Source organism: Idiomarina abyssalis, from assembly GCF_900116625.1.
GTDB lineage: Bacteria > Pseudomonadota > Gammaproteobacteria > Enterobacterales > Alteromonadaceae > Idiomarina > Idiomarina abyssalis.
On record NZ_FPBE01000003.1, the window covers coordinates 193,951 to 216,752 of the forward strand.

23 protein-coding genes and 1 riboswitch are annotated in these 22,802 nt (G+C 50.1%); of the genes, 11 read left to right on the forward strand and 12 right to left on the reverse strand.

What is annotated here, in order from left to right; all coding sequences use genetic code 11:
* Positions 1-12: 12 nt before the first annotated feature.
* The 5 genes from BM359_RS08040 to BM359_RS08060 are packed head-to-tail and all read right to left on the reverse strand — an operon-like array spanning position 13 to position 5,094.
* Positions 13-324 carry an ArsR/SmtB family transcription factor gene (locus BM359_RS08040; protein WP_054488709.1) on the reverse strand — a complete coding sequence of 104 codons (312 nt, stop codon included), beginning with the start codon at positions 322-324 and terminating at the stop codon, positions 13-15.
* Between the two features lie 7 nt (positions 325-331).
* Entirely contained in the window at positions 332-550 is a 219-nt protein-coding gene (locus BM359_RS08045) for a YgaP family membrane protein (protein ID WP_054488707.1), read from the reverse strand.
* 22 nt (positions 551-572) lie between these two features.
* A complete protein-coding gene (locus BM359_RS08050; RefSeq protein ID WP_054488705.1) occupies positions 573-1,778 on the reverse strand; it encodes a hypothetical protein in 1,206 nt (401 codons plus the stop codon).
* A gap of 2 nt (positions 1,779-1,780) precedes the next feature.
* The gene (locus tag BM359_RS08055; protein ID WP_054488703.1) at positions 1,781-2,581 is read right to left on the reverse strand and encodes an outer membrane lipoprotein-sorting protein; all 801 of its coding nucleotides are present in this window, start codon (positions 2,579-2,581) and stop codon (positions 1,781-1,783) included.
* Positions 2,578-5,094 (reverse strand): efflux RND transporter permease subunit, encoded by a 2,517-nt coding sequence (locus BM359_RS08060; RefSeq protein WP_054488700.1) that lies wholly within the window; start codon positions 5,092-5,094, stop codon positions 2,578-2,580. Before BM359_RS08060 ends, BM359_RS08055 begins: the two co-directional genes overlap by 4 nt.
* 97 nt (positions 5,095-5,191) lie before the next feature.
* On the opposite strand from BM359_RS08060, the gene deoD reads away from it, so the two are divergent.
* Both deoD and BM359_RS08070 read left to right on the forward strand, forming a co-directional pair.
* Positions 5,192-5,902, forward strand: a complete 711-nt coding sequence (gene deoD, locus BM359_RS08065; RefSeq protein ID WP_054488698.1) for a purine-nucleoside phosphorylase — start codon at positions 5,192-5,194, stop codon at positions 5,900-5,902.
* Between the two features lie 118 nt (positions 5,903-6,020).
* Positions 6,021-8,447 carry a bacteriohemerythrin gene (locus BM359_RS08070; protein WP_234972478.1) on the forward strand — a complete coding sequence of 809 codons (2,427 nt, stop codon included), beginning with the start codon at positions 6,021-6,023 and terminating at the stop codon, positions 8,445-8,447.
* Positions 8,448-8,450: 3 nt separating this feature from the next.
* Here the strand turns inward: BM359_RS08070 and BM359_RS08075 are convergent, their stop codons facing one another.
* From BM359_RS08075 to BM359_RS08100, 6 genes are all read right to left on the reverse strand, one after another.
* A complete protein-coding gene (locus tag BM359_RS08075; protein ID WP_054488695.1) occupies positions 8,451-9,452 on the reverse strand; it encodes a malonyl CoA-ACP transacylase in 1,002 nt (333 codons plus the stop codon).
* Positions 9,449-11,635, reverse strand: coding sequence for a thiamine pyrophosphate-dependent enzyme (locus BM359_RS08080; RefSeq protein ID WP_054488694.1), 2,187 nt, complete (start codon positions 11,633-11,635; stop codon positions 9,449-9,451). The genes BM359_RS08075 and BM359_RS08080 overlap by 4 nt, the downstream gene beginning before the upstream one ends.
* A 14-nt stretch (positions 11,636-11,649) precedes the next feature.
* On the reverse strand, positions 11,650-12,822 hold the full coding sequence (locus BM359_RS08085; RefSeq protein WP_054488692.1) for an acyl-CoA dehydrogenase: 1,173 nt from the start codon (positions 12,820-12,822) through the stop codon (positions 11,650-11,652).
* A gap of 19 nt (positions 12,823-12,841) precedes the next feature.
* Positions 12,842-13,498: a helix-turn-helix domain-containing protein gene (locus BM359_RS08090; RefSeq protein WP_234972479.1), complete on the reverse strand. Its 657-nt coding sequence runs from the start codon at positions 13,496-13,498 to the stop codon at positions 12,842-12,844.
* A 120-nt stretch (positions 13,499-13,618) separates the two neighbouring features.
* Positions 13,619-13,816 carry a 4Fe-4S binding protein gene (locus BM359_RS08095; protein WP_054488687.1) on the reverse strand — a complete coding sequence of 66 codons (198 nt, stop codon included), beginning with the start codon at positions 13,814-13,816 and terminating at the stop codon, positions 13,619-13,621.
* Positions 13,813-15,111 carry a peptidase U32 family protein gene (locus BM359_RS08100; protein ID WP_054488685.1) on the reverse strand — a complete coding sequence of 433 codons (1,299 nt, stop codon included), beginning with the start codon at positions 15,109-15,111 and terminating at the stop codon, positions 13,813-13,815. The genes BM359_RS08095 and BM359_RS08100 overlap by 4 nt, the downstream gene beginning before the upstream one ends.
* A gap of 156 nt (positions 15,112-15,267) precedes the next feature.
* Positions 15,268-15,407: riboswitch (molybdenum cofactor riboswitch) on the forward strand.
* Here BM359_RS08100 and moaA point away from each other — a divergent pair.
* The 9 genes from moaA (at position 15,396) to modC (ending at position 21,188) form a co-directional block, all read left to right on the forward strand.
* Positions 15,396-16,373 (forward strand): GTP 3',8-cyclase MoaA, encoded by a 978-nt coding sequence (moaA, locus tag BM359_RS08105; protein ID WP_054488684.1) that lies wholly within the window; start codon positions 15,396-15,398, stop codon positions 16,371-16,373. Its footprint overlaps the riboswitch before it by 12 nt.
* 1 nt (position 16,374) lies before the next feature.
* On the forward strand, positions 16,375-16,959 hold the full coding sequence (gene mobA / locus BM359_RS08110) for a molybdenum cofactor guanylyltransferase (RefSeq protein ID WP_054488682.1): 585 nt from the start codon (positions 16,375-16,377) through the stop codon (positions 16,957-16,959).
* The gene (locus BM359_RS08115) at positions 16,949-17,455 is read left to right on the forward strand and encodes a molybdenum cofactor synthesis domain-containing protein (protein WP_054488680.1); all 507 of its coding nucleotides are present in this window, start codon (positions 16,949-16,951) and stop codon (positions 17,453-17,455) included. Before mobA ends, BM359_RS08115 begins: the two co-directional genes overlap by 11 nt.
* 9 nt (positions 17,456-17,464) lie before the next feature.
* Positions 17,465-17,953, forward strand: a complete 489-nt coding sequence (gene moaC, locus BM359_RS08120; protein ID WP_054488678.1) for a cyclic pyranopterin monophosphate synthase MoaC — start codon at positions 17,465-17,467, stop codon at positions 17,951-17,953.
* Complete coding sequence (gene moaD / locus BM359_RS08125; protein WP_054488676.1) at positions 17,950-18,195, forward strand: molybdopterin converting factor subunit 1; 246 nt, start codon at positions 17,950-17,952, stop codon at positions 18,193-18,195. The genes moaC and moaD overlap by 4 nt, the downstream gene beginning before the upstream one ends.
* Before the next feature lie 9 nt (positions 18,196-18,204).
* Positions 18,205-18,663, forward strand: a complete 459-nt coding sequence (gene moaE, locus BM359_RS08130) for a molybdopterin synthase catalytic subunit MoaE (protein WP_054488674.1) — start codon at positions 18,205-18,207, stop codon at positions 18,661-18,663.
* Positions 18,660-19,418 (forward strand): molybdate ABC transporter substrate-binding protein, encoded by a 759-nt coding sequence (gene modA / locus BM359_RS08135; protein ID WP_159430340.1) that lies wholly within the window; start codon positions 18,660-18,662, stop codon positions 19,416-19,418. The genes moaE and modA overlap by 4 nt, the downstream gene beginning before the upstream one ends.
* The gene (gene modB, locus BM359_RS08140) at positions 19,411-20,094 is read left to right on the forward strand and encodes a molybdate ABC transporter permease subunit (protein ID WP_054488670.1); all 684 of its coding nucleotides are present in this window, start codon (positions 19,411-19,413) and stop codon (positions 20,092-20,094) included. Before modA ends, modB begins: the two co-directional genes overlap by 8 nt.
* Positions 20,088-21,188, forward strand: a complete 1,101-nt coding sequence (gene modC, locus BM359_RS08145; RefSeq protein WP_054488668.1) for a molybdenum ABC transporter ATP-binding protein — start codon at positions 20,088-20,090, stop codon at positions 21,186-21,188. Before modB ends, modC begins: the two co-directional genes overlap by 7 nt.
* On the opposite strand, the gene BM359_RS08150 is transcribed toward modC, so the two are convergent.
* Positions 21,178-22,776, reverse strand: a complete 1,599-nt coding sequence (locus BM359_RS08150) for a thiamine pyrophosphate-dependent enzyme (RefSeq protein WP_054488666.1) — start codon at positions 22,774-22,776, stop codon at positions 21,178-21,180. The genes modC and BM359_RS08150 overlap by 11 nt on opposite strands.
* Positions 22,777-22,802 lie beyond the last annotated feature (26 nt).

A 22,802-nucleotide genomic window follows, 5' to 3' on the forward strand; every position in this document is an offset into this window, starting at 1 on the left:
GCGGCGCCTTTTTTAAAGCGAAGGGCAAAACTTGTCTTTTAATAGCTTCATAAAAGCTTCGGTGTCCGGGTCTTTTATCGAGTAGTAGACGGTTTGAGATTCTTTTCGAATGGTGACCAGCTTTTGCTCCCGAAGCACCGCCAGGTGCTGTGAAAAAGCCGATGCACTTAAATCAAAATGCTGGTGCAACTCACCCACACTTTGTTCTCCTAATGCCAACCGGCATAAAATTTGTAAGCGGTGAGGGTTGCCTAAAGAGCGCAGAAAGTTTGCGGCGTTCTGCGCTTCTTCCTGAAGCATCTCTTGTGATTCAGTTGCACTCATGGTGTCTTTATTTTCCTGCTTTTTCTAACTCTCGCTCAGTTTTTAATCCTAAAGCTTTTTTCATAAAAATGCTTGCCGGACAAAAGCCAGTGAAAGACTGTTGAAATAGGTTGGCGCCAACAAATACGGTTAGCCATACCCAATTGGGATGAACCCAATAAGTTAAGGCTACGGATAACAATATCATAAAGCCGGCAAATGCAGTTAAAGCTCTTTCGACGCTCATTATAAAACTCCTTTACTTGATATTAAAACGCGTACCTGACTCGAAGGTAAGCATTGTTGTTTTCAGTAAACTGTCCGAAAAAAGTATTCGGACGTTCGCGGAAAAACAGGTTAAAACCACCGCTGAATGACCAATTGTCGTCAATGCGGTAGTCAAAAGTGGGGCGTAAGTAGCCGTCGTTTTGATTCGGTGACACAAAAGCAAACAGCGACAGGTTCAGATCATCACGCTCGTCGCGCCAGGTTAAGCGGGTGGTGAATACGGTGCGTGTTTGGGTGTCGCCTTTCTCAATGTAGGCCTGAAAACCGCCGGTAAAACGCGTCCACAGTTCTTGCTCATAGCCAACCAGTGCACGCCAGTGGTCTGCTGCGTCGTGACGGTTGTAATTGGCCACCTCGGTGTTAACCAGACCAGGGCCAAAGGTCATTCGCACTGACGCCCCAACCACAGTTAAACGACCGAAGGTGGGCTGAAAGTTTTCAGTAACGGCTTCGGGGCTTTTGGTGAAGCCGTCGTAACCATAGACAGCGTATTCCACACCATCGTAGTTACGAAACAGACGCATTGCGAGCTCGTCGCGCGTAGGTTCTATAAACTGAATAGAGGGGTCGTTACCGGTTAATTGCCCTGTGAGTGGGTTAAAATAGGAAATTCGCTCACCACGAACGTAGTTATCGTGATCAAACTCGGGCGTCCAGACAAAATCAACGTTAAACCAATCAAAATAGCTGGTCACCCTAAGCGCGTCAGAAGGCGCTTTTAAGTATTCCTGGTCACGCCCAACAAAGAAGGACTGCCAGTCTTTCGGGAACAGGTCGTTAAGAAATAAATAGTCGCCGGTGCCCCAGGTGAGTACCTGACGGCCAACTTTTATATCGGTATTATCGAAAACCGTGAACTGGGCATTCAGTTCGCGAATTTGGCCATGCCAGGTTTCATCGAAACCGTCGTACCAGCCGTCGGCTTTCGCAGTCCAGGTGATGTCCTGCCAGCGTTCGTCGAAACCAAGCTGTAGTCGAGGCTCGGCAATAGACAAACGCTTGTGATAGGGGGAGGGTTCGAGCCGTCCGCCTATTGCCGCCTCAACATAACCATAGACATCAATACCCTGGTCTTGTTCCGTTCCCCAGTCACTTTCCCATTCGTCATCACCCCAGGAGTCCTGTGCCGATGCGGCTTGAGCCAAAGTGAAAAGAACGGTAAAGGTTAAAATTTTCCGGTATGGCATAGCTAGTCTCTCAGTTGTAACCATTCTGCCGGCGGGTTACGCAGGCTACGTTCGCTGAAAATACTGTCCGGCAAACCGATGTTGTACGTCATAAAGCGAAACTGCATTTCTGTTTGTCCGCCATTGGTTAGGTCCGAAATGCGTGAATGAGTCACGGTTGGGTAGCCCTGAACCGTTTCGATTTTCAGTACTTCCATTTTTCGGTAGGCTTCGCCGCTGTCGTTATAGAAGGTGCTTTCAACCGGCAGCATGTGTTCTTTATCAATAACCACTTCGTAGTAGCTGAACTCAACGTTGCCAGGGTCCTTAGCTGTGCCTTTTAACACGTAACTGTCTTTGTTTTCAGAAACCAGCTCGTAACTATCCAGCTCAGTATTACGGCCGGAAACGTCTTCATAGAAAAAGTGCGAACCCACAAAAGAGGTGCGTTTATCGCCGGCAGATATGCGTTTCACCAAATCGAGATCAGGTAAATACAACCAGCGGTCATCGTCGTCGTTGACTTGTTTGACCACACGGAACACCGTGTCGCGCACGTCAGCAGGGCGTGAAAAAAACACCATCATGTCCTGAACACCGCCATCTTCCTGATCTTTGCGCAAAATGGTGAACTGACGCATTTGTTCGCGCCCCTGACTGTCTGTGATGATCATGCGTGCGGCACTGCGCCCATCATCGCCGGAATAATAGGCGTTCAATTCAGCTTGCTCGACAATTTCACGCGCGCTTTTCTCAGTACCAATGGCCTGGCCGCTAATAAATAAAACGGCGGCGGATAAAGCGGTTAACAATAGGGTTTTCATGATTGACCTCCACGAAATATAAGACGGTTAAAGGCAGTCATTACCGCCGGGAGCATAATAAGTGTCACTATGCCGGATATCGCCATAATGCTGGCTAAGAATACGCCTACGGTAATGTAGGGCACTAACGGTGCGAACAGCAGTGGCGTAAAGCCAATAGCAATGACAATGGCATTGCGTGAAATAGCACGCGCGGGCTCGTCAAACATAACTACCAGAGTGTCTTTCCAGTTACCGGTTTGTTTGAAGGTAGCGCGCGTACGTTCAATAAAGTGAATGGCAAAGTCCACCGACAGTCCAAGCGTCAGCGACGACAACACCGCAATAGGCATGTCGTAGTCTTTACCGACCCAGCCGATAAGTCCGTAAATAAAGGCAATGGTCAGGCTGAGCGGTAACATCGCCAGTACCCCGAAGACTACCGAGCGGAACAGTAGCACCATCATAATAAACACCACCACAAAGGCGCTGATTAGGCTGTCGAGCATGCCTTCAACCATGGCTTCCTGCCACACTACGTTAAGGTAAGCTTTACCGGCCCAGTCTATTTCAACGTTGGCGGGTAGTGGATTGTCCTGAATGTAGTTATCGACAGCGTTGACGACCTTGGTTACGTGCTGGTTGTCACCACTGGTCAGCTGCAGCCACATTAAGCTGCGTTTGTAGTCCGGTGTAACAAAGTGCCAGAGGTCCTGCGGACGGTGCGATGACTGGTACTGCAACAGGGTTTGCGCAACACCGTTGGCATTGTCCGGCAGCTCGTAGTCTTTCTCTTCGCCCGAGCGTAACTCGCGGTTCACCGTCTTAACCACGTCGGACAGGCTGTTTGACTTGCCCACCAAGCCTGTCGTTTGCAGGTAAGCTTGCATCTCGCTCATGTAAGCCAGTAACTCGGGGCTTTGGAACGCTTTGCTGGCGCTATTCAGCTGTTCGAGCTCAGTCATTAGGTGCTCTAACGGCTCTAATTGGTCATAACCGACGCTGAAGAGCAGGTCATCAATAGCGATAATCCACTGGTTAAAGTTCACTTGCTCTTGCTCAAGCAGCGCGCTTAAAGTATCGCGCGATTCTTCAGACAGCGCGTTGTTATTCAGGGCGTCACGCACCGCTGAGCGAGCTTTTTCGGTCGCATCTAAGGTATTTTCAAATACCACATACGCGTTGTACGTCCCGGCAAAGTGGTCGTTTAATACTTCGTCAGCAATACGCACCTCGTGGTCAGGTTTAAACCAACGCACCGGGTTATCGTTAATGTTAATTTGCTGAATACCGAACCAGGCAAAGGCTAATACGGCCAGGAAAAAGGCTATCCACAGCTTCGCATGACGAGCGGCAACAGCGCCGAGTCTTTGTAACCAACCATCTTTTTGCGCCTCGTGAGTAACTTGAGCAAAGCTTTCCAGCGTTGATGGTTTCAGTGCACACAAATAGGCAGGCACGAAAATAACGGTAATTAAGAACGCCAAAAGAATGCCGGAACCAACGAAAGCGCCGAAAACCTGCACCGGAGGAATTGGCGTGAGCATCAGCGAGTAAAAGCCAATAGAGGATGTTATTGAAGTAAACAGCATGGGGGTAAATAAGTGCCCCAACACATCTTTTATCGTGTCTTTTGCGTTCCTTTTTTCACGATATCGGTCAGAGAACTCAGACATAATATGCACCGAGTCGACCACCGCAATCGGCATTAGGAAAATGGCTATCATCGACGACATAATGTGCACGGTAAAGCCAAACGCAATGAGCGCACCCATGGTAATGAGTACGGTCGACATCGCGACTATCATGGCAGCGCTTATGAAACGCACATTGCGGAAAAAGACCCAAAGCAACGCGAAAATAACAGCGGCTGCTAACGGCGCGGAAACCCCCATTTGCACAAACATTTCATACCCAAACTGGTCTTCAGCCACCGGCAAACCGGTAATATGCCAGTCGTCGTTGCTCTCTAAGGTATTGATTTTGTCACGCAGTTGCTCCGCCAGCGCATAGCTCTCGTCTTTACTTTCAATAGGCACATAAATAGCGGCGGCTTTGCTATCGCCCGAGACAATGGTGTTATAAAGCAGTGGCAGGTCTTCAACCTGCTGCTGAATGTAGTGAGCTTCAGCGTTATTCTCCGGAGGTTGCTTCATCATCCATTCAAAACGAATGGTGCCGGGCTCTTTTTGAGTAATATTGTCGACATTAGCCAGCGACATCAGATCGTCACTGATAACTCCGTTCAGTGACTCCGCATAATTCGACATGGTATGCAGGTCGGTTAATGTCTGTTGATTATAAACACTGTTCTCATTCACTACGCCAACGACAATCATGTCATGCATAGCAAAAGTTTCTTTGACCTCATTATGGAAAACCCGCTGCGGATTGTTGTCCGGCAGCATGTTCTCCGGATCGGTATCAATGGTGATAGAAGGAATGAAGGCAGCAACAGCAATAGTGATCAGTGTCAACATCCAGAAGACGCTTCTGCGGTACCCTGTCGCCAATTTCATAATGGCATTGATCATATTAATTCCGAATTAGCTAATTTAGATAAATGCGAAATATAGTCGATAATTTCTGATTTGTCATCTATCTTGATTAAAAAATAACAGGGTGAACCCTATGACCACTCCCCACATTTCGGCTAAGGCCGGCGATTTTGCAGAGCTTTGCTTGTTTCCAGGTGACCCTTTGCGGGCAAAACATATTGCTGAAGCGCATTTAGATAACGCTGAGCTGATAAGTGACACTCGAAATATGCTCGCATTCACCGGTCAATTTCGTGGCACGCCGGTTTCCGTTATGGGCTCTGGCATGGGTATGCCGTCCTGTACGCTTTACGCGCAGGAGTTATTTCAGCACTTCGGAGTAGAGCGGCTGGTTCGGGTGGGCAGTTGCGGTGCGGTATCGGCAGACCTTAATTTACGAGACTTAGTGGTAGCCCAGGGAGCTTGCACCGATTCGGCGATGAACCGGCAGCTGTTCGGTGGTTACGACTTTGCGCCCATTGCAGACTATAAGCTTTTGAGTGAATTTGTCGGCTATTGTCAGAAAAAGAATCAGCCGGTGGCAGTGGGGAATGTGTTTTCAACCGATAGCTTTTATCACCCTGATAAAAAGCTGGAATGCCGACTGGAGGCTATGAATGTGCTGGCGTTAGATATGGAAGCTGCTGCACTGTACGCCATTGCCGCTATACACAAGAAACAGGCGTTAGCCGTTATGACAGTCTCCGATGAAATAAGAACGGGTAATGGTTTATCGGCGAATGAAAGGCAGACGGCTTTTAGTGAAATGACAGAGATGACTCTGGAAAGCTTACTGGTTTATTGATCCTGATCAAGTAAAAGCTACCTAATAAGTAATAACCCTATATTTCATGTGACTAATGCCGATGAATAGGCAAAATAGCCCGTTTGTGGTTGCAGATTTTGCCTGTAGTGGAGTGGTTATGAAGTGGCTCGATTGGTTAACTCGCCCTGTCCAGAAGTTGTTTAATTTATTAAGCTTTCGACGAAAATTCAGTTTAATCGGCTTTTTATTGTTTATTCCGGTTATTGTACTCAGTTCACTGATGGTAACTGACTCCTTAAATAAGAGTCAGCAAGTGGCAGACAAACAAATGGCAGCCCAGTACTGGCCTGAGTTCAGAGGGTTACTGGAGCATATTGCTAAACACCGGGGAATGACCGGAAGTGATGCGCAAAAGCGTGAGTTTTCCGGAGAAATAAACCGCTCTGTGCAAGCCATTAATAGTCACTTCGATGAGCTTGAGGCGTTACAAAGCCAGCAGGCGTTTTTCTCCACACGGGCGTTGTCCCAACTTCGCCGTCAATGGCAAAGTCTTAACGGTTCTACCGGCCAGTTTAAGCAGCACACTCAGCTATTGAAAAATCTCCAAAGTCTTTTAGCAAAACTCAGTGCCGGCTCGCAACAGCTGTTGGAGAACGAGCTGGCCAGCCTTCTGCTGGCACGTCTTGCGGTTGAAGAACTGCCGCAGTTAGTTGAGCAGAGCGGGCGCTTAAGAGGTCTGGGAGCGCAGTGGTTAAACGGCCAGGAAAGCAAAGAACTGCAACAAGATATCACCACAATAACCTACGTACTGGAAAACCAGGTTTCGAACTTTGTCGAGGCGGTTAAGAATTTATCCGATGAAACCAATGATCCAGGGTTACTGAAGCAGGCGGAAGCGGCCGAGCAACAATTGATATTATTTAGTGAGACGGCATCACGCAGGTTGTTGAATCGGCAAATGTCAGCCGGGGACTTTTTCCGTGAAGGCACTGCGGCAATTGGAGCCTTGTTTGGTTTTTATGACAGTGTTAGTCCAGCGTATCAGTCCAGATTAGAACAGCGTGCTGGAAAACTGGATACTGTGGTATGGACCAATATCGCGTTGATGCTGGGCGTACTGCTTTTACAATTACTGCTTTTCACCAGCCTGTACTTAGGCATTTATCGCGCTGTGTCAGCCAACATTCGTATGGCAAAACAGTTAGCTAATGGCGATCTAAACAGCTTAGGCACAACAGAGGGCAAAGATGAACTGGCAAAAATAACCCATTACTTAAACTCTGTTGCCATAGAAACCAGCTATTCAGTCGATGCCATCCGAAAATCGAGCGACGGTATGGACAGCCTGGGGGACGGAAACTATCAGGCCATAAAAGAGCTTGCTGAGCGAGCCAAAGAGCAGGCGGCTCAAATGCAGAGTGCAGCCGCGGCGGTGGAACAAATGACAGCCGCAATTAGTGAGGTATCTGAGTCAACGCAAAAAGCGGCTACTGAAGCTGACAACACCTTAGTGTCAGCGCAAAACGGTCAGCAGGTTGTTAATACCATGGTCGTGGCTATTCAAAAGCTTGAGCAGGAAGTATCTGAGTCTCAACAAGTGATAAAAACCCTGTCGGAAGACAGCCAGGCTATCTCGAAAATACTACTGACCATTAATGACATTGCCGATCAGACCAATTTGCTGGCGCTGAATGCGGCAATTGAAGCCGCCCGGGCCGGTGAGTCGGGCCGCGGCTTCGCTGTGGTGGCGGACGAAGTCAGGCAACTGGCGCAGCGCGTGCAGGCATCAACGGGTGAAATACAAAATGTGATTGGCCGGCTTGAAACCAACACCAGCAACGCGGTTCATTCTATGGAGCGCAACAAGACTCTGGCTGGTGAGAATGTCGAGCAGGCAAATAAAGCGTCAAACTCGCTGACTGACATTGTTGAAAACGTCGGTGTTATTAATGACCTGAATATTCAGATAGCGTCCGCAGCCGAAGAGCAGTCGGCGGTTACTATGAACATTCAGGAGAATATTAATTCGCTGTCAGAAAGTGCCCGAATTGTGCATGCGCGGTCGCAGGAGGCATTAGAGAGCTCGGCGCAATTAACCACCCTAGGCGGCGAGATAAAATCTCTTGGCGACCGGTATTACATTGAGAAAGACGTGATAGAGCAGCGTCTTGCGGAGCAGGACGTACTCATTGAATGGTCGTCGAAACTGGATGTAGGCATTGAAGAAATTAACCGTCAGCACCAGCGCTTAATTTACATTGCTAATGAGCTTTACCGCCTTAAGCTTCGCGATGGTGACCAGCATGCACTGCAGCGCTTAGTGGACTCGCTAATTAATTACACGGCAACGCACTTTAACTACGAAGAGTTGCTAATGGAGCGCAACGGCTATCCGGACTTAGAAAACCATAAGCTTAAGCATCGCGACTTAGTGCAGGACGTAATGCGCTTCAAACACCGGGTTGATAACCACGAAGACGTGATTGATGAACTACTGGACTTCGTAAAAGCCTGGTTAATGAATCACATTATGAAAAGCGATATGGCTTACAAAGGACACCTGAACAGTAAAGGTATCCGCTAAGTATTATAGCCCCAGGCTAATAACCGGGGCTTCTTCGCCTTCCTGCCGCCGGGTAAAGTCATCTTTACCGGAAAGGTTCCGCCAGTTAGCGGCGACCAGACTTTGTCCGGTGGCACCACCCAGGCTATTGCCCGGCCCCAACAGCAATAGCTTATCCGGCGCAAACTCTCTTAAGGCGACTGTAATGGCTTTGGTGTAGTCGTAATATTCGGTTACCTGATGCCCAAAAGTATAGCGTTGCAGGGCATCCAAATTGCAGCCGGGCGGCTCCCAAATAACACCACGGCCGTCTATCAGTGGCAGTTCAGGCTGTCTGAAATGGCTGCTGTCCCACACGGAAAGAGCCCGGTCTGACGCCTCTTTCATTAACGGCGAATGAAATGCCGCATGGCCGGGTAAAATCATAGGGAAGCGGTTATCAACAGGAGCCAGGGCTTTGTTGGCAGCGTTAATCGCATTCTGTGTACCCGCCAGCAGAACATAGCCGCCGTAACGAATGGATAAAAACAGCTCTCCCGCGAGTTTTTCTAACAGTTGGCTGACGGCCTTTTCACGAGCTTTGTCCGGTTGCCACTGCTCGTTCATAATGGGGTAAATAAGCTGCGCACCTTCGGCTGTGGCAGTTCGCTTTGCCATGTCGGTGACAATAGACATCGCTTTTTCCGGCTGCCATGCACCGGCACAAGCCAGGGCGGTATACCAGCCCATAGAGTTTCCGGTTACGGCGACTATGTCATACTGCTCCGGGTCAACCGCTTTGAAGTCGGCGTAACCGGCGGCAAAAATTAAGGCTGCGGAGTTTTCCGGTTTTAAATGTAGTCGGTGATCGAACTTACCTTTCTGATCGAGCTCCGAAACGCCGGTAAAACCTTCGCTTTCGCGGACTTTGTCGAACCGGCCAATGAGTTCACTTTGCTTTGGCAAATGGCGCTTAGTGATAGAGCCTAATTCAGGTTTGTTGTAACCACCACGACCGGGGCAGACGATAACGGCAGTTTGTTTCATTGGCCTAAATGCTCCTGTAAATACTGGCGAATGTCTTCTTTTCCGGGCAAAACCTTATAAGCGGCTGAACCCAGAGGAATAAAGCTGTCCTTGGCGGTAATGCGGTCAACGCGTTGCCAGTCACGGCTGTGTTCGTACAGAGCCGTTATCAGCTCTTCACTTAGCGAACCGCGGTTACGACACTCATCGACAACCAGAATGTGGTTAGCAGGGCCAATGGCGTCTACGACCTTTTCAATATCCAGCGGTACTAAGTAGCGTAAATCTAGAATGCGGATGCGTTCCTCAAGACCGAGTTCGCTGCAGGCTTGCCGGCTTAAGTAGTAACCATTGCCGTAGGTGATAATGACCAGCTCGTCGCCGTCGCCATAACGGGAAGGCTCGCCTAAAGCTGGCAGTGGCGCGTCAGCTGAAGGGAACTCATGCAGCCAGCCTTGATCGCCTTCTTCGAGCAGGTCGCGAGTCATATAAAGCGCAATAGGCTCAAGAAAAATGACTAAGCGCTTCTGGCAGTGGGCAAGCTGAACCGCCTGCCTCATCATGAGTACCGCGTCGTGCCCATTCGACGGGCACATGACAATAACTCCCGGAATATCGCGGAATACGGCGAAGGAATTGTCGTTATGGAAATGGCCGCCAAAGCCTTTCTGGTAGGCCAGGCCGGCAATACGAATGACCATACCGTTGTGGTATTGGCCGTTGGAGAAAAAGGGCAGAGTTGCCGCTTCGCCCCGAATTTGGTCTTCGGCATTATGTACGTAAGCCAGGAACTGAATTTCCGGTATGGGAAGAAAACCTTGTTGTGCCATGCCCATAGCTAAGCCAAGAATGCTTTGCTCATCCAGTAAGGTATTTACGACACGGTTAGCACCAAAATGATCAAAAAGGTGGTGAGTCACATGGTACACCCCGCCTTTTTTGCCGACATCTTCACCAAACACAACGGTGTTCTGGTACCGCGCCAGTATCTCGTGCAGCGCCCAGTTAATCATTTTGCCTAAGGGCTGGGGCTTCTTAAAGTTACGCTTATCAAACGCGAATACCGCCTGTTGCTGAGTGCCGGTTAGTGGCTGAGTATCGTCGGCCAGCGTTTTTGGCACAATGGAAGCCATGACTGACTCAGCGCACTCGAGTCTGGGCCGGGTGGAGGCTTCAGCTCCCACCCTCTGAATACGCTGCAACCAGCACTGCGCTTTTTCCGAAAGTTGAGAGCCGCTGCAAAGGCCCCGTTCGACCACTTGTGCTGCGGTTTGCAACAACACATCGGTTTCAAAGCCTTGTGCAATTGATTCACTGCTGCGGTAGGCAACTTCAGCATCGGCACCGGCGTGTCCAAAGAAGCGCTGCGTTTTCAAATGCAGAATCGCGGGTTTTCGCGTGCGTCTTATATAGTCGGCTGCCTGACTGGCAACAGCGTAGGTTTCACTGACATTAGCGCCGTCTGCATAGTAGTAACGAATTGCCGGATAATTCTGAAGCTGCTGAGCGGTCCATCCTCGGGGTGTTGAGGTAGAAATACCAATGCCGTTGTCTTCACACACATAGAGAATGGGCATCGGTATGCCCTGATAAGCACTCCAGCCGGTGGCATTAAGTGCCCCTACGGCCGTAGAGTGGTTTGCTGAAGCGTCGCCAAAATTACAAAGCACAATGGCATCATCCGGCCACTGGCCAGCTTGCTTTAAGCGTTTACTGAGTCCAATGGCGTAGGCGGTACCCATGGCTTTGGGCAAGTGCGAAGCAATGGTCGAAGTTTGCGGTGGTATATTAAGCGCCAGGCTGCCCAGTACCTTGTGGCGGCCGCCGGATATTGGGTCGTCACTGGAGGCACAAAACGACAACATGAGATCGTACAAGGAGTGCGAACCCTCAAGTTGCCTGGCACGCTGCAAGAAAAAAGCGCCGCTGCGATAGTGCAGAAAAGCCGGGTCGGTGACTCGCAGCGCTGCGGCAATAGCGGCGTTACCTTCGTGTCCCGCGCTGCCAATAGTGTAAAAGCTTTTGCCCTGACGCTGCAGGCGTCGTGATTCGATATCGGTGAAGCGACTCAGAACCTGACTGTGAAAAAGCGCAAATAAGTCCGTATCGCTCAAGTTCGAGTGCTGCGATTGAGGCGCAGGCAAGTCTTCCTGCGCCAGTCGCTCAATAAAGTCCTGTTGCCAGCCCTCAATATCGCAACGCATGATAAGCCTCGCTATTAAAACGCAGGAATGTCGGTCTGTGAGCGACCCAGAATTAACGCATGAATATCGTGTGTACCTTCGTAAGTATTCACCGCTTCTAAATTCATCACATGGCGAATAACGTGATACTCATCGGCAATACCGTTGCCGCCGTGCATGTCGCGCGCCTGACGGGCAATATCCAGTGCCTTACCACAGCTGTTACGTTTAATGAGCGAAATAGCTATGGGGTTAAGCGTGCCGTTATCGAGCTCGCGTCCGGCTTGCAGGCAGCCTAGTAAACCCAGGCTGATTTCGGTCTGCATGTCAGCCAGTTTTTTCTGTATAAGCTGGTTTGCTGCTAACGGGCGGCCAAACTGACTGCGTTCCAGTGTATATTGTCGTGCTGCGTGCCAGCAGAATTCAGCGGCACCAAGAGACCCCCAGGCAATGCCATAGCGCGCTTTATTGAGACAGCTAAACGGACCTTTTAAACCTTTAACTTCAGGGAAAATATGGTCTTCGGATACTTCAACGCCATCCATAACAATTTCGCCGGTGATAGACGCACGAAGCGAGAACTTACCGTCAATTTTAGGGGCGCTCAGACCTTTCATACCTTTTTCCAGTACAAAACCGCGAATTTCGCCGTCAAGTTTTGCCCAGACCACAAAAACATCAGCGATAGGCGAGTTTGTTATCCACATTTTAGAGCCGGACAACACATAACCGCTGTCGGTGCGCTTAGCTGTGGTACGCATGCTGGCCGGATCTGAGCCGGAATCGGGCTCGGTAAGGCCAAAGCAGCCCACCCATTCACCGCTGGCTAATTTAGGTAAGTATTTTTTGCGCTGCGCCTCGGTACCAAAGGTGTAAATAGGGTGCATCACCAACGATGACTGTACACTCATGGCACTGCGATAGCCGCTGTCGACACGCTCAATTTCACGGGCAATAAGGCCGTAGCTGACATGGTTAACACCGCTGCCGCCGTATTCTTCCGGTAAGGTGGCGCCCAGTAGCCCCATCTCACCCAGCTCGTTCATAATCTGGCGATCAAAGTTCTCATTGCGGTTGGCATCCAGCACGCGGGGCATCAGCTTTTCCTGAGCGTACTGATGAGCACTTTCCTGAATCATTTTCTCTTCATCGGACAAAGCGTTTTGCCAGTTGAGGGGATCGGACCAATTAAAACCAGCGGATGACATGTAACCTCCTAAAGTAGCGTTATGCGACGCGGCGCTCTAAGGCGTTTAAATTGTTTATGGTCAGAATAGACTGCTTGGTATCGATAAGGGACTCTTCCTTTAACGATGTAAAAATACGGCTGACGGTCTCAACGGCTAAGCCTAAATAGTTGGCTATGTCGGTGCGCGTCATTGGCAGTCGATATTCGTTGCGTGAAAGACCATGTTGATGCATGTGCGTGCTGATTGAAAGCAAAAAAGCGATGACTTTTTGTTCAGCACTGGTATTCACTATGTTTAAGTAGTGTTTGCTGCAATTGGCTAAACGGCGGCTCATTAGCTGCAAAAGGTTGTTTTCAACTTTGGGCAGCTCCTGCGCGAACAGTTTATTCAACTTAATTTCGCACAGCATGGAGGTTTCTAAGGTTTCACAATAGGTTGAGGCTTTACCATTGGCTAATGCCTCAAGGCCGACAATATCGCCTACCAGGTGGAAGCTGGTAATTTGCTGCTTACCATTGCTGTCAATGGTGTAGCATTTAACCGATCCGCTTTTTATTGCAAACACAGAAGTTAACGGGCGGTCCTCGCTGAAAACCACGCTGCGTTTATTATAAAGGTGCGGCTCGCGGCTGCTTTTATCGAGAATCTCGACGTCGCTTGGAACCAGGCCAGCGGGGACGCAAATCGATTGCATGCTACATTGGCTACATTGAATTGGGGTACGCATAGTCATCTCATCTACCGAATTATTGATCTGGTTCACTATACAAAACCCTCCGAATGATTTATCTACCTCTAAAGAGAGGGGGGGTATTTACCCCTTTGCTTGTAGAATATCGACCGCTTCAACCGGGCAGACGACATAACAGTTAGGCGTGTCGTAATAACCCTCGCATTCGACGCACTTGTCCTGATTTACTTCGTAAATGCTGTCACCCATCGAAATCGCTTCGGTCGGACACTCGGGTTCACAAATATCGCAGTTAATGCAACCATCGTTAATAACAATCATGCTACTTTCCTCACTGCTGCTTCTTTTATGAGAAAACAATAGGGAATGTCCTGTTTGTCTATGGCGACAGGTGTTTGAATTTTGACCTGATAACCAGACCCCGGCGCGCGGATCATAGCTTCATCTTTAAGTGACTCCATACGTGCCAGCTGAAATGGATAGTTACCTTTCGGAGTCATCAGTAGCAAGTCATCGCCAATAGAGAAGCCATTTTTTACCGCGACCTCATAGACAGAGCTGCTGTTTGCCGCCCCAGTTAGCTGACCTACCAGAATATGTTCGCCTTCACTGTGTGAACGTTCGTAGTTTTGTAAGTCCTGTGGGGTGTGACGCTGCAGAAAGCCCGGGGTAAACCCGCGGTTTGCCATACCGTTTAACTCATTAAGAAGCTCGGTATTAAAAGGTTTGCCGGCAACAGCGTCATCAATTGCCCGACGATAGACCTGAGCTGTGCGGGCAATGTAGTAGTCTGATTTGGTGCGGCCTTCAATTTTTAGTGAGTGCACACCCATTTCTACTAAGTCATTGACATATTCCACGGCGCGCAGGTCTTTGGAGTTCATAATGTAGGAGCCGTGCTGATCTTCATCGAGCAACATTAAGTCTTGTGGACGCTTGGGGTCACCAAGCAATACCGGCTCGTACTGACCTACCGCGTTCTCTTTGGCTTCGTGAACTTCGTAGCCCCAGCGGCAGGCATTGGTGCAGGCGCCCTGGTTTGGGTCGCGCTTGTTCATATAACCGGACAGCAGACAGCGCCCGGAGTAGGCCATACATAAGGCGCCATGTACAAAAACTTCAATTTCAATGTCCGGCACCTGCTGGCGCATTTCCGCAATTTCTTTTAAGCCCAGCTCGCGCGACAAAATAACGCGTTCAATGCCTTGTTGTTGCCAGAACTTCAGCGCTGCCCAGTTAATGGTGTTGGCCTGCACCGATAAGTGCAGGGGTTGCTCAGGGAAGTTTTCCTGCAGTAGCATCACCACTCCGGGGTCGGAAACAATTAAGGCATCCGGTTTCATTTCGACAATAGCGCGAATGTGTTCAACAAACTTTGCCAATTTCGCATTATGTGGGGCAATGTTGACTACCACATAAAAGCGCTTTCCCTGTTGGTGCGCTTCGTCAATGCACTCACCCAAGTTATCCAGAGTGAAACTGTTATTGCGTACGCGCAGGCTGTAGCGAGGCTCTCCAGCGTAGACCGCATCGGCACCATAGGCAAAGGCCATACGCATGGCTTCCGGGCTACCGGCAGGGCAAAGCAATTCAGGGCGGAAATGAGCGGCTGACATAGAACACCTGTATGACCAAAGTGGCGGCAAAGATTAGCAGAAATTTCACCGGCAAAAATTGATGCACATCAAGGCTTATAGCGTACAAATACCCCCTAAGTGGTAGTCCCCCCCCTCCCTTCAAGGGAATTTCGCTCTATAGCTTGCTCTACTAAGCTGTGCACACTACGCCGAGCTACCGGCTCTAAGCTCTTTTATTAGGGTATGAACGGTATGCCGTGGCAATTCAGCCACCAGGGTGCTTTTGGAAACGGAAGTACCTCCCGAACTTGGAAAGGTGTGATATGCAACAATTACAAGATCGCTTCGCGCGCCGCTTTACCTATTTGCGCCTGTCATTGACTGAAAGCTGTAACTTTCGCTGTGACTATTGCCTTCCCGATGGCCCTGACTGCAGCTCCCGTAAGTATGAAATTACTTTGCCTGAAGTGCGCCGTCTGGTAACGGCTTTTGCCAAACTGGGCACCACCAAAATACGCTTGACCGGTGGTGAACCTTGCCTGCGTAAAGACCTGACGGAAATTATTGCTACCTGTAAGTCGGTTCCCGGCATTGAGAAAGTGGCAATGACTACCAATGGCTACCGCATGAAGCGCGACTTACCCGCCTGGCGTGACGCCGGTCTGGACGCAATTAATGTCAGTATCGACAGCCTGGATCCCAGTACTTTTCATCTGGTGACCGGGCAAAATAAACTTCCGGAAATTATTGAAGGTATCGACCAAGCGGTTGATATGGACTTTGCAACGGTCAAGGTCAATACCGTGCTGCTAAAGCAATACAATGGCGGTGAGCTGCCTGAGTTTCTCAAGTTTATTAAAGACCGCAATGTGGCGTTGCGATTCATTGAGCTAATGCGTACTACGGATAATACAGAATACTATCAGCGTCACCATGTCAGTGGAGAAAGCATAAAACAGCAGCTTCAGTCCGAAGGCTGGTCGCTTACTTCAAGAGCGGACAACGCTGGCCCTGCGCAGGAGTTTACGCACCCTGACTACAAAGGGAAAATGGGGCTTATTATGCCTTACAGCAAAGACTTCTGTGACGACTGTAACCGGCTGCGGGTTTCCAGCCTGGGCCAGCTGTTCTTATGCCTGTTTACCGAACAGCATCAGGATATTCGCAAGTACTTACAAAGCGATGATCCGGAACCGCTGATGAACGCACTGCGTGACAATATTATGTTGAAAGAAGCGACTCACGGCTTGCACGAGGGTAACAGCGGAGCAACGCGCCATCTGGCGATGATTGGTGGTTAATATGGTCGGCTCTAACCTAAGTGCTTCCTTCAGCAGCATACTGCTGGCTGGCGGGCGTTCTTCCCGTATGGGTAAGGATAAGGCTTTACTGCGTTTTGGTTCTGGGAACCTACTGGATTATATGCAGGCAAAGTTATCGGAGCTTGGCTGCACTGATATTACTGTCAGCCGTAATCAGACTGGGTTTGTAACGGATACTCTACCGGGCCAGGGACCTTTGTCAGGCTTACACGCCTGCTTACCCCATTGTCGGTTTACTAAAGTGCTGGTGGTGCCGGTAGACATGCCGGCGCTAACGGCTGAAACTTTGTTACCACTGCTCAATAACCAGGCTTCAGCGAGTTACTATCAGGATTGTGCACTACCTTGCGTGTTGACCAATAGCAAGGAACTTCAGGCGGATATTGAACAGCAGTTGTCGGGCCCCAATGGTCGGCGATCAGTTTTTGCACTGCTGCAACGATTTAACGCGCAAGCCTTGCCTTGCCAGAACGAATCACAACTGGTGAATACCAATACCCCGGAACAATGGTCGCAACTCTGTCAAATTCACGGCCAGACTCAGGAGTGGATGCATGAAAGCTAATAAATCCTTTAAGCCACTAAACATTGCCGTGGTGACTTTTTCAGATAAACGCACCCGGGCGGACGACAGCACCGGCGACCTGCTGCAGAAGCTCATGGAAAACGACGGCCACAAGGTCGTGGAACGCGAAGTACTCAGTCACGACAAATACCAGATTAGAGCATTGGTCAGTCAGTGGATAGCGCGTGAAGATATTCAAGTTGTGGTGACCAATGGCGGCACCGGTTTCGCGCTGGATAACGTCACTCAGGACGCACTAATGCCGCTACTGGACAGTCATATTGATGGCTTTGGTGAGTTATTCAGGCAGCTGTCTTTTGCTGATATCGGTACCTCCAGCGTCCAGTCACGGGCGTTTGCCGGATTAGCAAACCGTACCTTAGTTGCAGCAGTACCAGGCTCCGGCGGCGCTGCACAGCTGGCCTGGGACAGCTTGCTGGGCCCACAGCTGGACTCACGTCAGGGCCCCTGTAATTTCGTCGGCCATCTGTCATAAGGAAAACACATGAGTGAATTAACCCATCTGAATCAGCACGGCGAAGCCCATATGGTGGATGTTGCTGATAAAGCCACCACTACGCGCATAGCAGTGGCACAAAGCAGGCTACGTAGCCGCACAGACGTGATTGAGCTGCTGGAAGCCGCCGCGGCTAAAAAGGGCGATGTTCTGGCCACAGCACGCATTGCCGGCATTATGGCTGCTAAAAAATGCAGCGAGCTGATTCCACTTTGCCACCCGTTAGCCTTAACCAAAGTCACTATCGACTTCGAACTTGACCATGAAAAAGGCGAAGTTCTCATTCAGAGTCTCTGCAAGGTAACCGGTAGTACAGGCGTGGAAATGGAAGCTTTGACGGCGGCATCGGTCGCTGCCTTGACGGTGTACGACATGTGCAAAGCGGTTGATCCGGCCATGGTCATAACAGACACCTGTCTGCTTGAGAAAGAAGGTGGCAAACGAGGTCACTGGACACGAGGAGGTACGCCGTTGTGATTACCGTAAAATTTTTCGCTGTATTGCGAGAACGGTTAGGGTTAGCAGAAACGCAGGTGGATGCTGACGTCAGTACAGTACAAGAGCTGGTTCAGGTATTAAAACAACAGTCTGAGCGCTACGCTAAAGAGCTGGATCGCTATCAGTTGCTGTGTGCGGTTAATCAAAACTTATTGCCGCTAACAACGGAAGTTAAAGACGGTGATGAAGTGGCGCTGTTCCCGCCGGTTACCGGTGGTTAGGAGTTACTCATGAGTATCAGCGTTCGGGTTCAGCAAGAAGACTTTGATTTAGCCACAGAATATCAACGCCTCGCACAGAATAAGCAGTGCGGTGCGGTGGTGACTTTTACGGGTTTGGTGCGGGACTCGGTTGAGGGTGGTTTACGAGGTCTTGAGCTTGAGCATTACCCGGGAATGACCGAAAAGGCGTTAACCGACATTGTTGAAGAGGCTCAAAAACGCTGGGACCTGCGTGGTGTGACGGTTATCCACCGAGTGGGTTATCTGTCGCTGAATGAACAAATTGTTATGGTGGCCGTTGCCAGTGGCCATCGGCAGGCAGCTTTCTCTGCGGCCAGCTTTATTATGGATTACTTAAAAACACAGGCGCCTTTCTGGAAGAAAGAACATACAGAAGAAGGCGAACACTGGGTAGAAGCAAAGCAAAGTGATCAGCAAGCGGCAGAACAGTGGAGTCAGCAGCAGTGAAGCTCTGGGTTTTGTGGTTATTTTTTTTATCCTCGTCGGTATGGGCTGCGGACTTAACCATAGCGGCCGCCTCCAGTTACCGGCCTTTGTTGACCGAGCTGGCAGGCGAGTTTGAGCAGCGCGAGAAGGTTGCTGTGCGCTTGGTTTTCGGCTCCTCCGGCAAGCTGGCCACACAAATTCAGCACGGGGCGCCGTACGATCTTTATTTCTCTGCCGACGATAGTTATATCCAGCACTTGCAAACATCAGGCTATTTAAGCGGTGAAATCATCACCGATGGCTATGGACAACTGGTGTTGTGGAGCGCGAAGGCGGACTTACTGCCCGAGTCGATTGAACGGCTGAGCGAGATGAAATCCGTTACCTTGGCGATTGCCCAGCCGCGCCATGCTCCTTTTGGCAAGGCGGCTATGCGCGTTTTAGAAAACCACCAGCTTGCTGATGCGGTTGAGGGGCAGTTGGTTTACGCAGAAAATGTTGCTCAGGCAGCGCAAATGGCCTTGTCAGGTGCAGCCGATATGGCCTTTGTTGCGGTCTCCGTTCTGCCATTTGAGGCTCGCGACGACAATCAGTTGCTAGTATTGCCTCTGAGTGATGAGCGCTTATTGAAGCAGTCACATGCGGTGTTAAGGCGCGCTGATGATTTGAACTTAGCAATACAGTTCAGTCAGTTTACACAGAGAGAGGAGTTTAACCCTCTTAAACGCAAGCATGGGTTAATGCCGGGTAACAGAGCGGGGGCCAGCAATGAGTAGCACAGACTGGCAAGCGGTAGTTCTGACATTGCAGTTAGGCGCTTACAGTACGCTTATTCTGTTACTGCTGGCGACGCCTATTGCCTGGTGGCTGGCGAATCAGCGCAGCTGGCTGGCGGCTCCGGTTCAGGCCATTGTGGCCTTGCCGTTGGTGTTACCGCCGACAGTACTCGGTTTTTATCTACTCATTTGGCTAGGTCCTAAGGGTTTTATTGGATCTACGCTGGAGTCCTGGGGGCTGAACCATCTGGCGTTTAGTTTCGAAGGCATTCTTATTGGTTCGGTTATCTATTCCTTACCCTTTGCGGTGCAGCCACTGGTGGAGTCTTTTCGGCAACTGGGTAAAGAGCAACTGGATGTTGCAGCAACTCTGGGTGCCGGCTGGTGGCGTCGCTTCTGGACCATTGTATTGCCCTCTTGTCAGGGCGGGTTCCTAATTGCGGCAACTCTGAGCTTTGCCCATACCTTAGGCGAGTTTGGTGTCATTTTAATGCTTGGTGGCAGTATACCGGGAGAAACCCAGGTTTTGTCGGTACTTATTTACGATCATGCCGAAGCCATGAACTACGGCGCGGCTGAGCGATTGTCGCTGGGTCTGTTGTTATTTGCCTTTACCGTGCTGGTCTCAGTTTATGCCTGGCAGAAGCGCGCTCAGCGTGGAGGGCGGTTATGTTAACGGTCAATATAGAACAGCAGCAGGGAGACTTCTGTCTGCAGTTGGCGCACAGTTTTGCCGATGACCGTGTGACCGCTATTTTCGGCCCGTCGGGCTGCGGTAAAAGTACTTTATTGCGTGCTATCGCCGGATTAACTCCGGGCCTGAAAGGCAGTGTCCGTTGGCGGGATGCACTCTGGCATTCGCGCAAACCGCGCATGAAAACGGAGCAACGTGGACTGGCACTGGTATTCCAACAGGCTCACTTGTTTACCACTATGTCGGTTGAAAGTAATCTAAGATACGGCATGCCGAAAAACGTCAGTGACAGTGAATTGGCTATCGGCTTTGCTGAGGTCGTTGATATGTTGTCGCTTAGAGAGCTGCTGCAGCGTAAGCCGGGCCAGCTTTCCGGAGGACAACAGCAGCGCGTAGCCATTGGCAGGGCATTGTTGTCACAGCCACAGTTATTATTACTCGATGAGCCCATGAATGGCCTGGATGCAACCGCGAAAAAGCAAATTCTTACCGATTTACGACGAATACAGAATCGCTTCCGATTACCTATGTTGCTGGTGTCGCATCATGTTGAGGAAGTGGTGCAGCTGGCCGATGACGTAGTAATCATGGCGAATGGTAAGCTGGTTTCCAGCGGCACTTTGCAGACCCAGGTCGATTCTCTGGCCGGCCACAGCGAAGGGCCGCTGTCGGTGTTATCGGTAACGCCACCGAGCCAACCGGGCGGGCGTGTTAATGCCACCGATGAACTGCTTGCATGGCAACTGGCGGAGCAGCGACTCTGGCTACCGGTCAATGCCGCTGTCGATGTGACAGGTGTGAGCGAGGCAAAAACACGCGCGGCGGGGCGGCTACTTGTCTGGGCGAGAGACGTCAGTATTGCGACAGAATATTTACCTAATACTTCACTGACGAACCAGGTAGTCGCGCGTATTATCGACTTTGAACCTGCGAAGCATGTTGCTGAGACTGTTGTTGTTTTAACCGTTGGCGACCAGATACTCCGGGCATTGGTAACCAATGCCTCGGTTAAACGTCTGAACTTACAGCTGCAACAACAGGTTTATGCGTCATTTAAAGCAGCCGCTATGCATTAAGAAAGCGATAAGCAAAGCGGTTCAACCTTTCAGTTCGGGTATTGGCTGCCAGCTCAACTTCAATAAAAGACACTTTCTTTGTCTGCATTAACGCCTGCTGAACGGCGTCTTCAAGTTGTGCACTTTGGCTGACGCGATAATAGTCACAGTTCATGCTCTGACTTAACTGCTGATAGTCCCAGCCATTGAGATTGGTGCATTCAAGTTGAGGTGCAAAGGCCTGAATCATGTCCCAGCAACGGTTATTAAAGAGCACAATAATTGGGGCATAATCATGTCGTTGAAAATGTCCAAGTTCCAGTCCGGTCATCAGGAAAGCGCCATCGCCTACCAACACCATGGGCCGCATGCCCGTAGCGGCCTGAATGCCATAGGCCGCAGGTATGGCGTAGCCCATCGAGGCATAGTAGGCGGGAGCCAGACAAAGACTGGGTTCGGCCTGTAACGAGGCAAACAGACAATCGCCGACATCGGTCACAAAAGGGACCACCTGTTCACTGCGTGCCAATTGCTGATGAATGGTGCGCATCACGCTGTCGGCATTAAAGGTATCGTCAGGTATAGAGCAACTGCCGGTCGCCGCTTTAAAGTAGTGGTAATCCGGAAGGTTACTTTGCTCTAACTTGCGGAATAGCTTATCCAGCTGTACATGGTGGTATGCACTTTTTTCTATCTGACAGTGGTTCTGTTGAATATCCACCAGCTTCTCATTACTAAATAACGGATTATGGGCTGCAAAGTTGCTGTCTGTGCGGATAACCCCCACCGCCAGAATTAAGTCGGTCTGCTCCAGTAACTGGTAGGCCCGGGTATCAGCATCATCAAGAAATACGCCGGCAAAGTTAGGGTGTGTGTGATCAACCACAGCGCGTCCGAGAAAGGTGGTGATAATTGGAATGCCGGTTTTCTTACTGAAGTTCTCCAGTTCAGCAGAGGCGTTAAAGCGGCGCACATCGATACCTGCCAGAATTACGGGGTTTTTTGCTTTTTCCAGACGTTTTTTTAGCTGTGAGGTCAGGCTGGACAGCTCTGTATCTGGCATTTCCGGTACGGCTAAGGCCTGAGGTGGTTCAACGGGGTAATCGTAAGCATCCCGCGCAACTTCAATTAATACCGGGCGAGAATACTTACGGCAGGCAGCTAGCGCTTTTTGCAGTTGTTCGGTAGCCGTTAGCGGTGAATTTATTCGTACCTGACAGCAGGTGACTTGTGCATAAATAAGGCGCTGCGAGTTAACCTGCTTGGCCTGGTGATGAATGCTTAACCCACGATCAATTTCTTTTTGCGCCGGAAAGCCTGCAACGATAATGAGCGGAACGTGCTCTTCATAGGCTTGAGCAACGGAATTCACTGCATTGAGTGCACCAGCGCCATAGGTGAGAAACACCGCCGATGGGCGGTTACAAATACGGGCCGCAGCATCTGCGCAGAAGGTAATAGCTGGCTCATGGCTCAGGTAATGAAAAGGCATGCGCTGGCGACTTTGAATGTCTGCCAGTAGCGGCAGAATAAAGTCGCCCGGAATGCCGAACAGTTCGTTTATGCCAAGTTCTTCAAATTGTTCTAATAGTACGTCTGTAAATTTCATGGACACCCTCCCGGAAGGAACAGTGT

What these genes read in the sequence shown, in the direction of transcription:
- BM359_RS08040 (WP_054488709.1), bottom strand. Translation starts at nt 324, where the DNA reads ATGAGTGCAACTGAATCACAAGAGATGCTTCAGGAAGAAGCGCAGAAC.
- BM359_RS08045 (WP_054488707.1), bottom strand. Translation starts at nt 550, where the DNA reads ATGAGCGTCGAAAGAGCTTTAACTGCATTTGCCGGCTTTATGATATTG.
- BM359_RS08050 (WP_054488705.1), bottom strand. Translation starts at nt 1,778, where the DNA reads ATGCCATACCGGAAAATTTTAACCTTTACCGTTCTTTTCACTTTGGCT.
- BM359_RS08055 (WP_054488703.1), bottom strand. Translation starts at nt 2,581, where the DNA reads ATGAAAACCCTATTGTTAACCGCTTTATCCGCCGCCGTTTTATTTATT.
- BM359_RS08060 (WP_054488700.1), bottom strand. Translation starts at nt 5,094, where the DNA reads ATGATCAATGCCATTATGAAATTGGCGACAGGGTACCGCAGAAGCGTC.
- deoD (WP_054488698.1), top strand. Translation starts at nt 5,192, where the DNA reads ATGACCACTCCCCACATTTCGGCTAAGGCCGGCGATTTTGCAGAGCTT.
- BM359_RS08070 (WP_234972478.1), top strand. Translation starts at nt 6,021, where the DNA reads ATGAAGTGGCTCGATTGGTTAACTCGCCCTGTCCAGAAGTTGTTTAAT.
- BM359_RS08075 (WP_054488695.1), bottom strand. Translation starts at nt 9,452, where the DNA reads ATGAAACAAACTGCCGTTATCGTCTGCCCCGGTCGTGGTGGTTACAAC.
- BM359_RS08080 (WP_054488694.1), bottom strand. Translation starts at nt 11,635, where the DNA reads ATGCGTTGCGATATTGAGGGCTGGCAACAGGACTTTATTGAGCGACTG.
- BM359_RS08085 (WP_054488692.1), bottom strand. Translation starts at nt 12,822, where the DNA reads ATGTCATCCGCTGGTTTTAATTGGTCCGATCCCCTCAACTGGCAAAAC.
- BM359_RS08090 (WP_234972479.1), bottom strand. Translation starts at nt 13,498, where the DNA reads ATGCAATCGATTTGCGTCCCCGCTGGCCTGGTTCCAAGCGACGTCGAG.
- BM359_RS08095 (WP_054488687.1), bottom strand. Translation starts at nt 13,816, where the DNA reads ATGATTGTTATTAACGATGGTTGCATTAACTGCGATATTTGTGAACCC.
- BM359_RS08100 (WP_054488685.1), bottom strand. Translation starts at nt 15,111, where the DNA reads ATGTCAGCCGCTCATTTCCGCCCTGAATTGCTTTGCCCTGCCGGTAGC.
- moaA (WP_054488684.1), top strand. Translation starts at nt 15,396, where the DNA reads ATGCAACAATTACAAGATCGCTTCGCGCGCCGCTTTACCTATTTGCGC.
- mobA (WP_054488682.1), top strand. Translation starts at nt 16,375, where the DNA reads ATGGTCGGCTCTAACCTAAGTGCTTCCTTCAGCAGCATACTGCTGGCT.
- BM359_RS08115 (WP_054488680.1), top strand. Translation starts at nt 16,949, where the DNA reads ATGAAAGCTAATAAATCCTTTAAGCCACTAAACATTGCCGTGGTGACT.
- moaC (WP_054488678.1), top strand. Translation starts at nt 17,465, where the DNA reads ATGAGTGAATTAACCCATCTGAATCAGCACGGCGAAGCCCATATGGTG.
- moaE (WP_054488674.1), top strand. Translation starts at nt 18,205, where the DNA reads ATGAGTATCAGCGTTCGGGTTCAGCAAGAAGACTTTGATTTAGCCACA.
- modB (WP_054488670.1), top strand. Translation starts at nt 19,411, where the DNA reads ATGAGTAGCACAGACTGGCAAGCGGTAGTTCTGACATTGCAGTTAGGC.
- modC (WP_054488668.1), top strand. Translation starts at nt 20,088, where the DNA reads ATGTTAACGGTCAATATAGAACAGCAGCAGGGAGACTTCTGTCTGCAG.
- BM359_RS08150 (WP_054488666.1), bottom strand. Translation starts at nt 22,776, where the DNA reads ATGAAATTTACAGACGTACTATTAGAACAATTTGAAGAACTTGGCATA.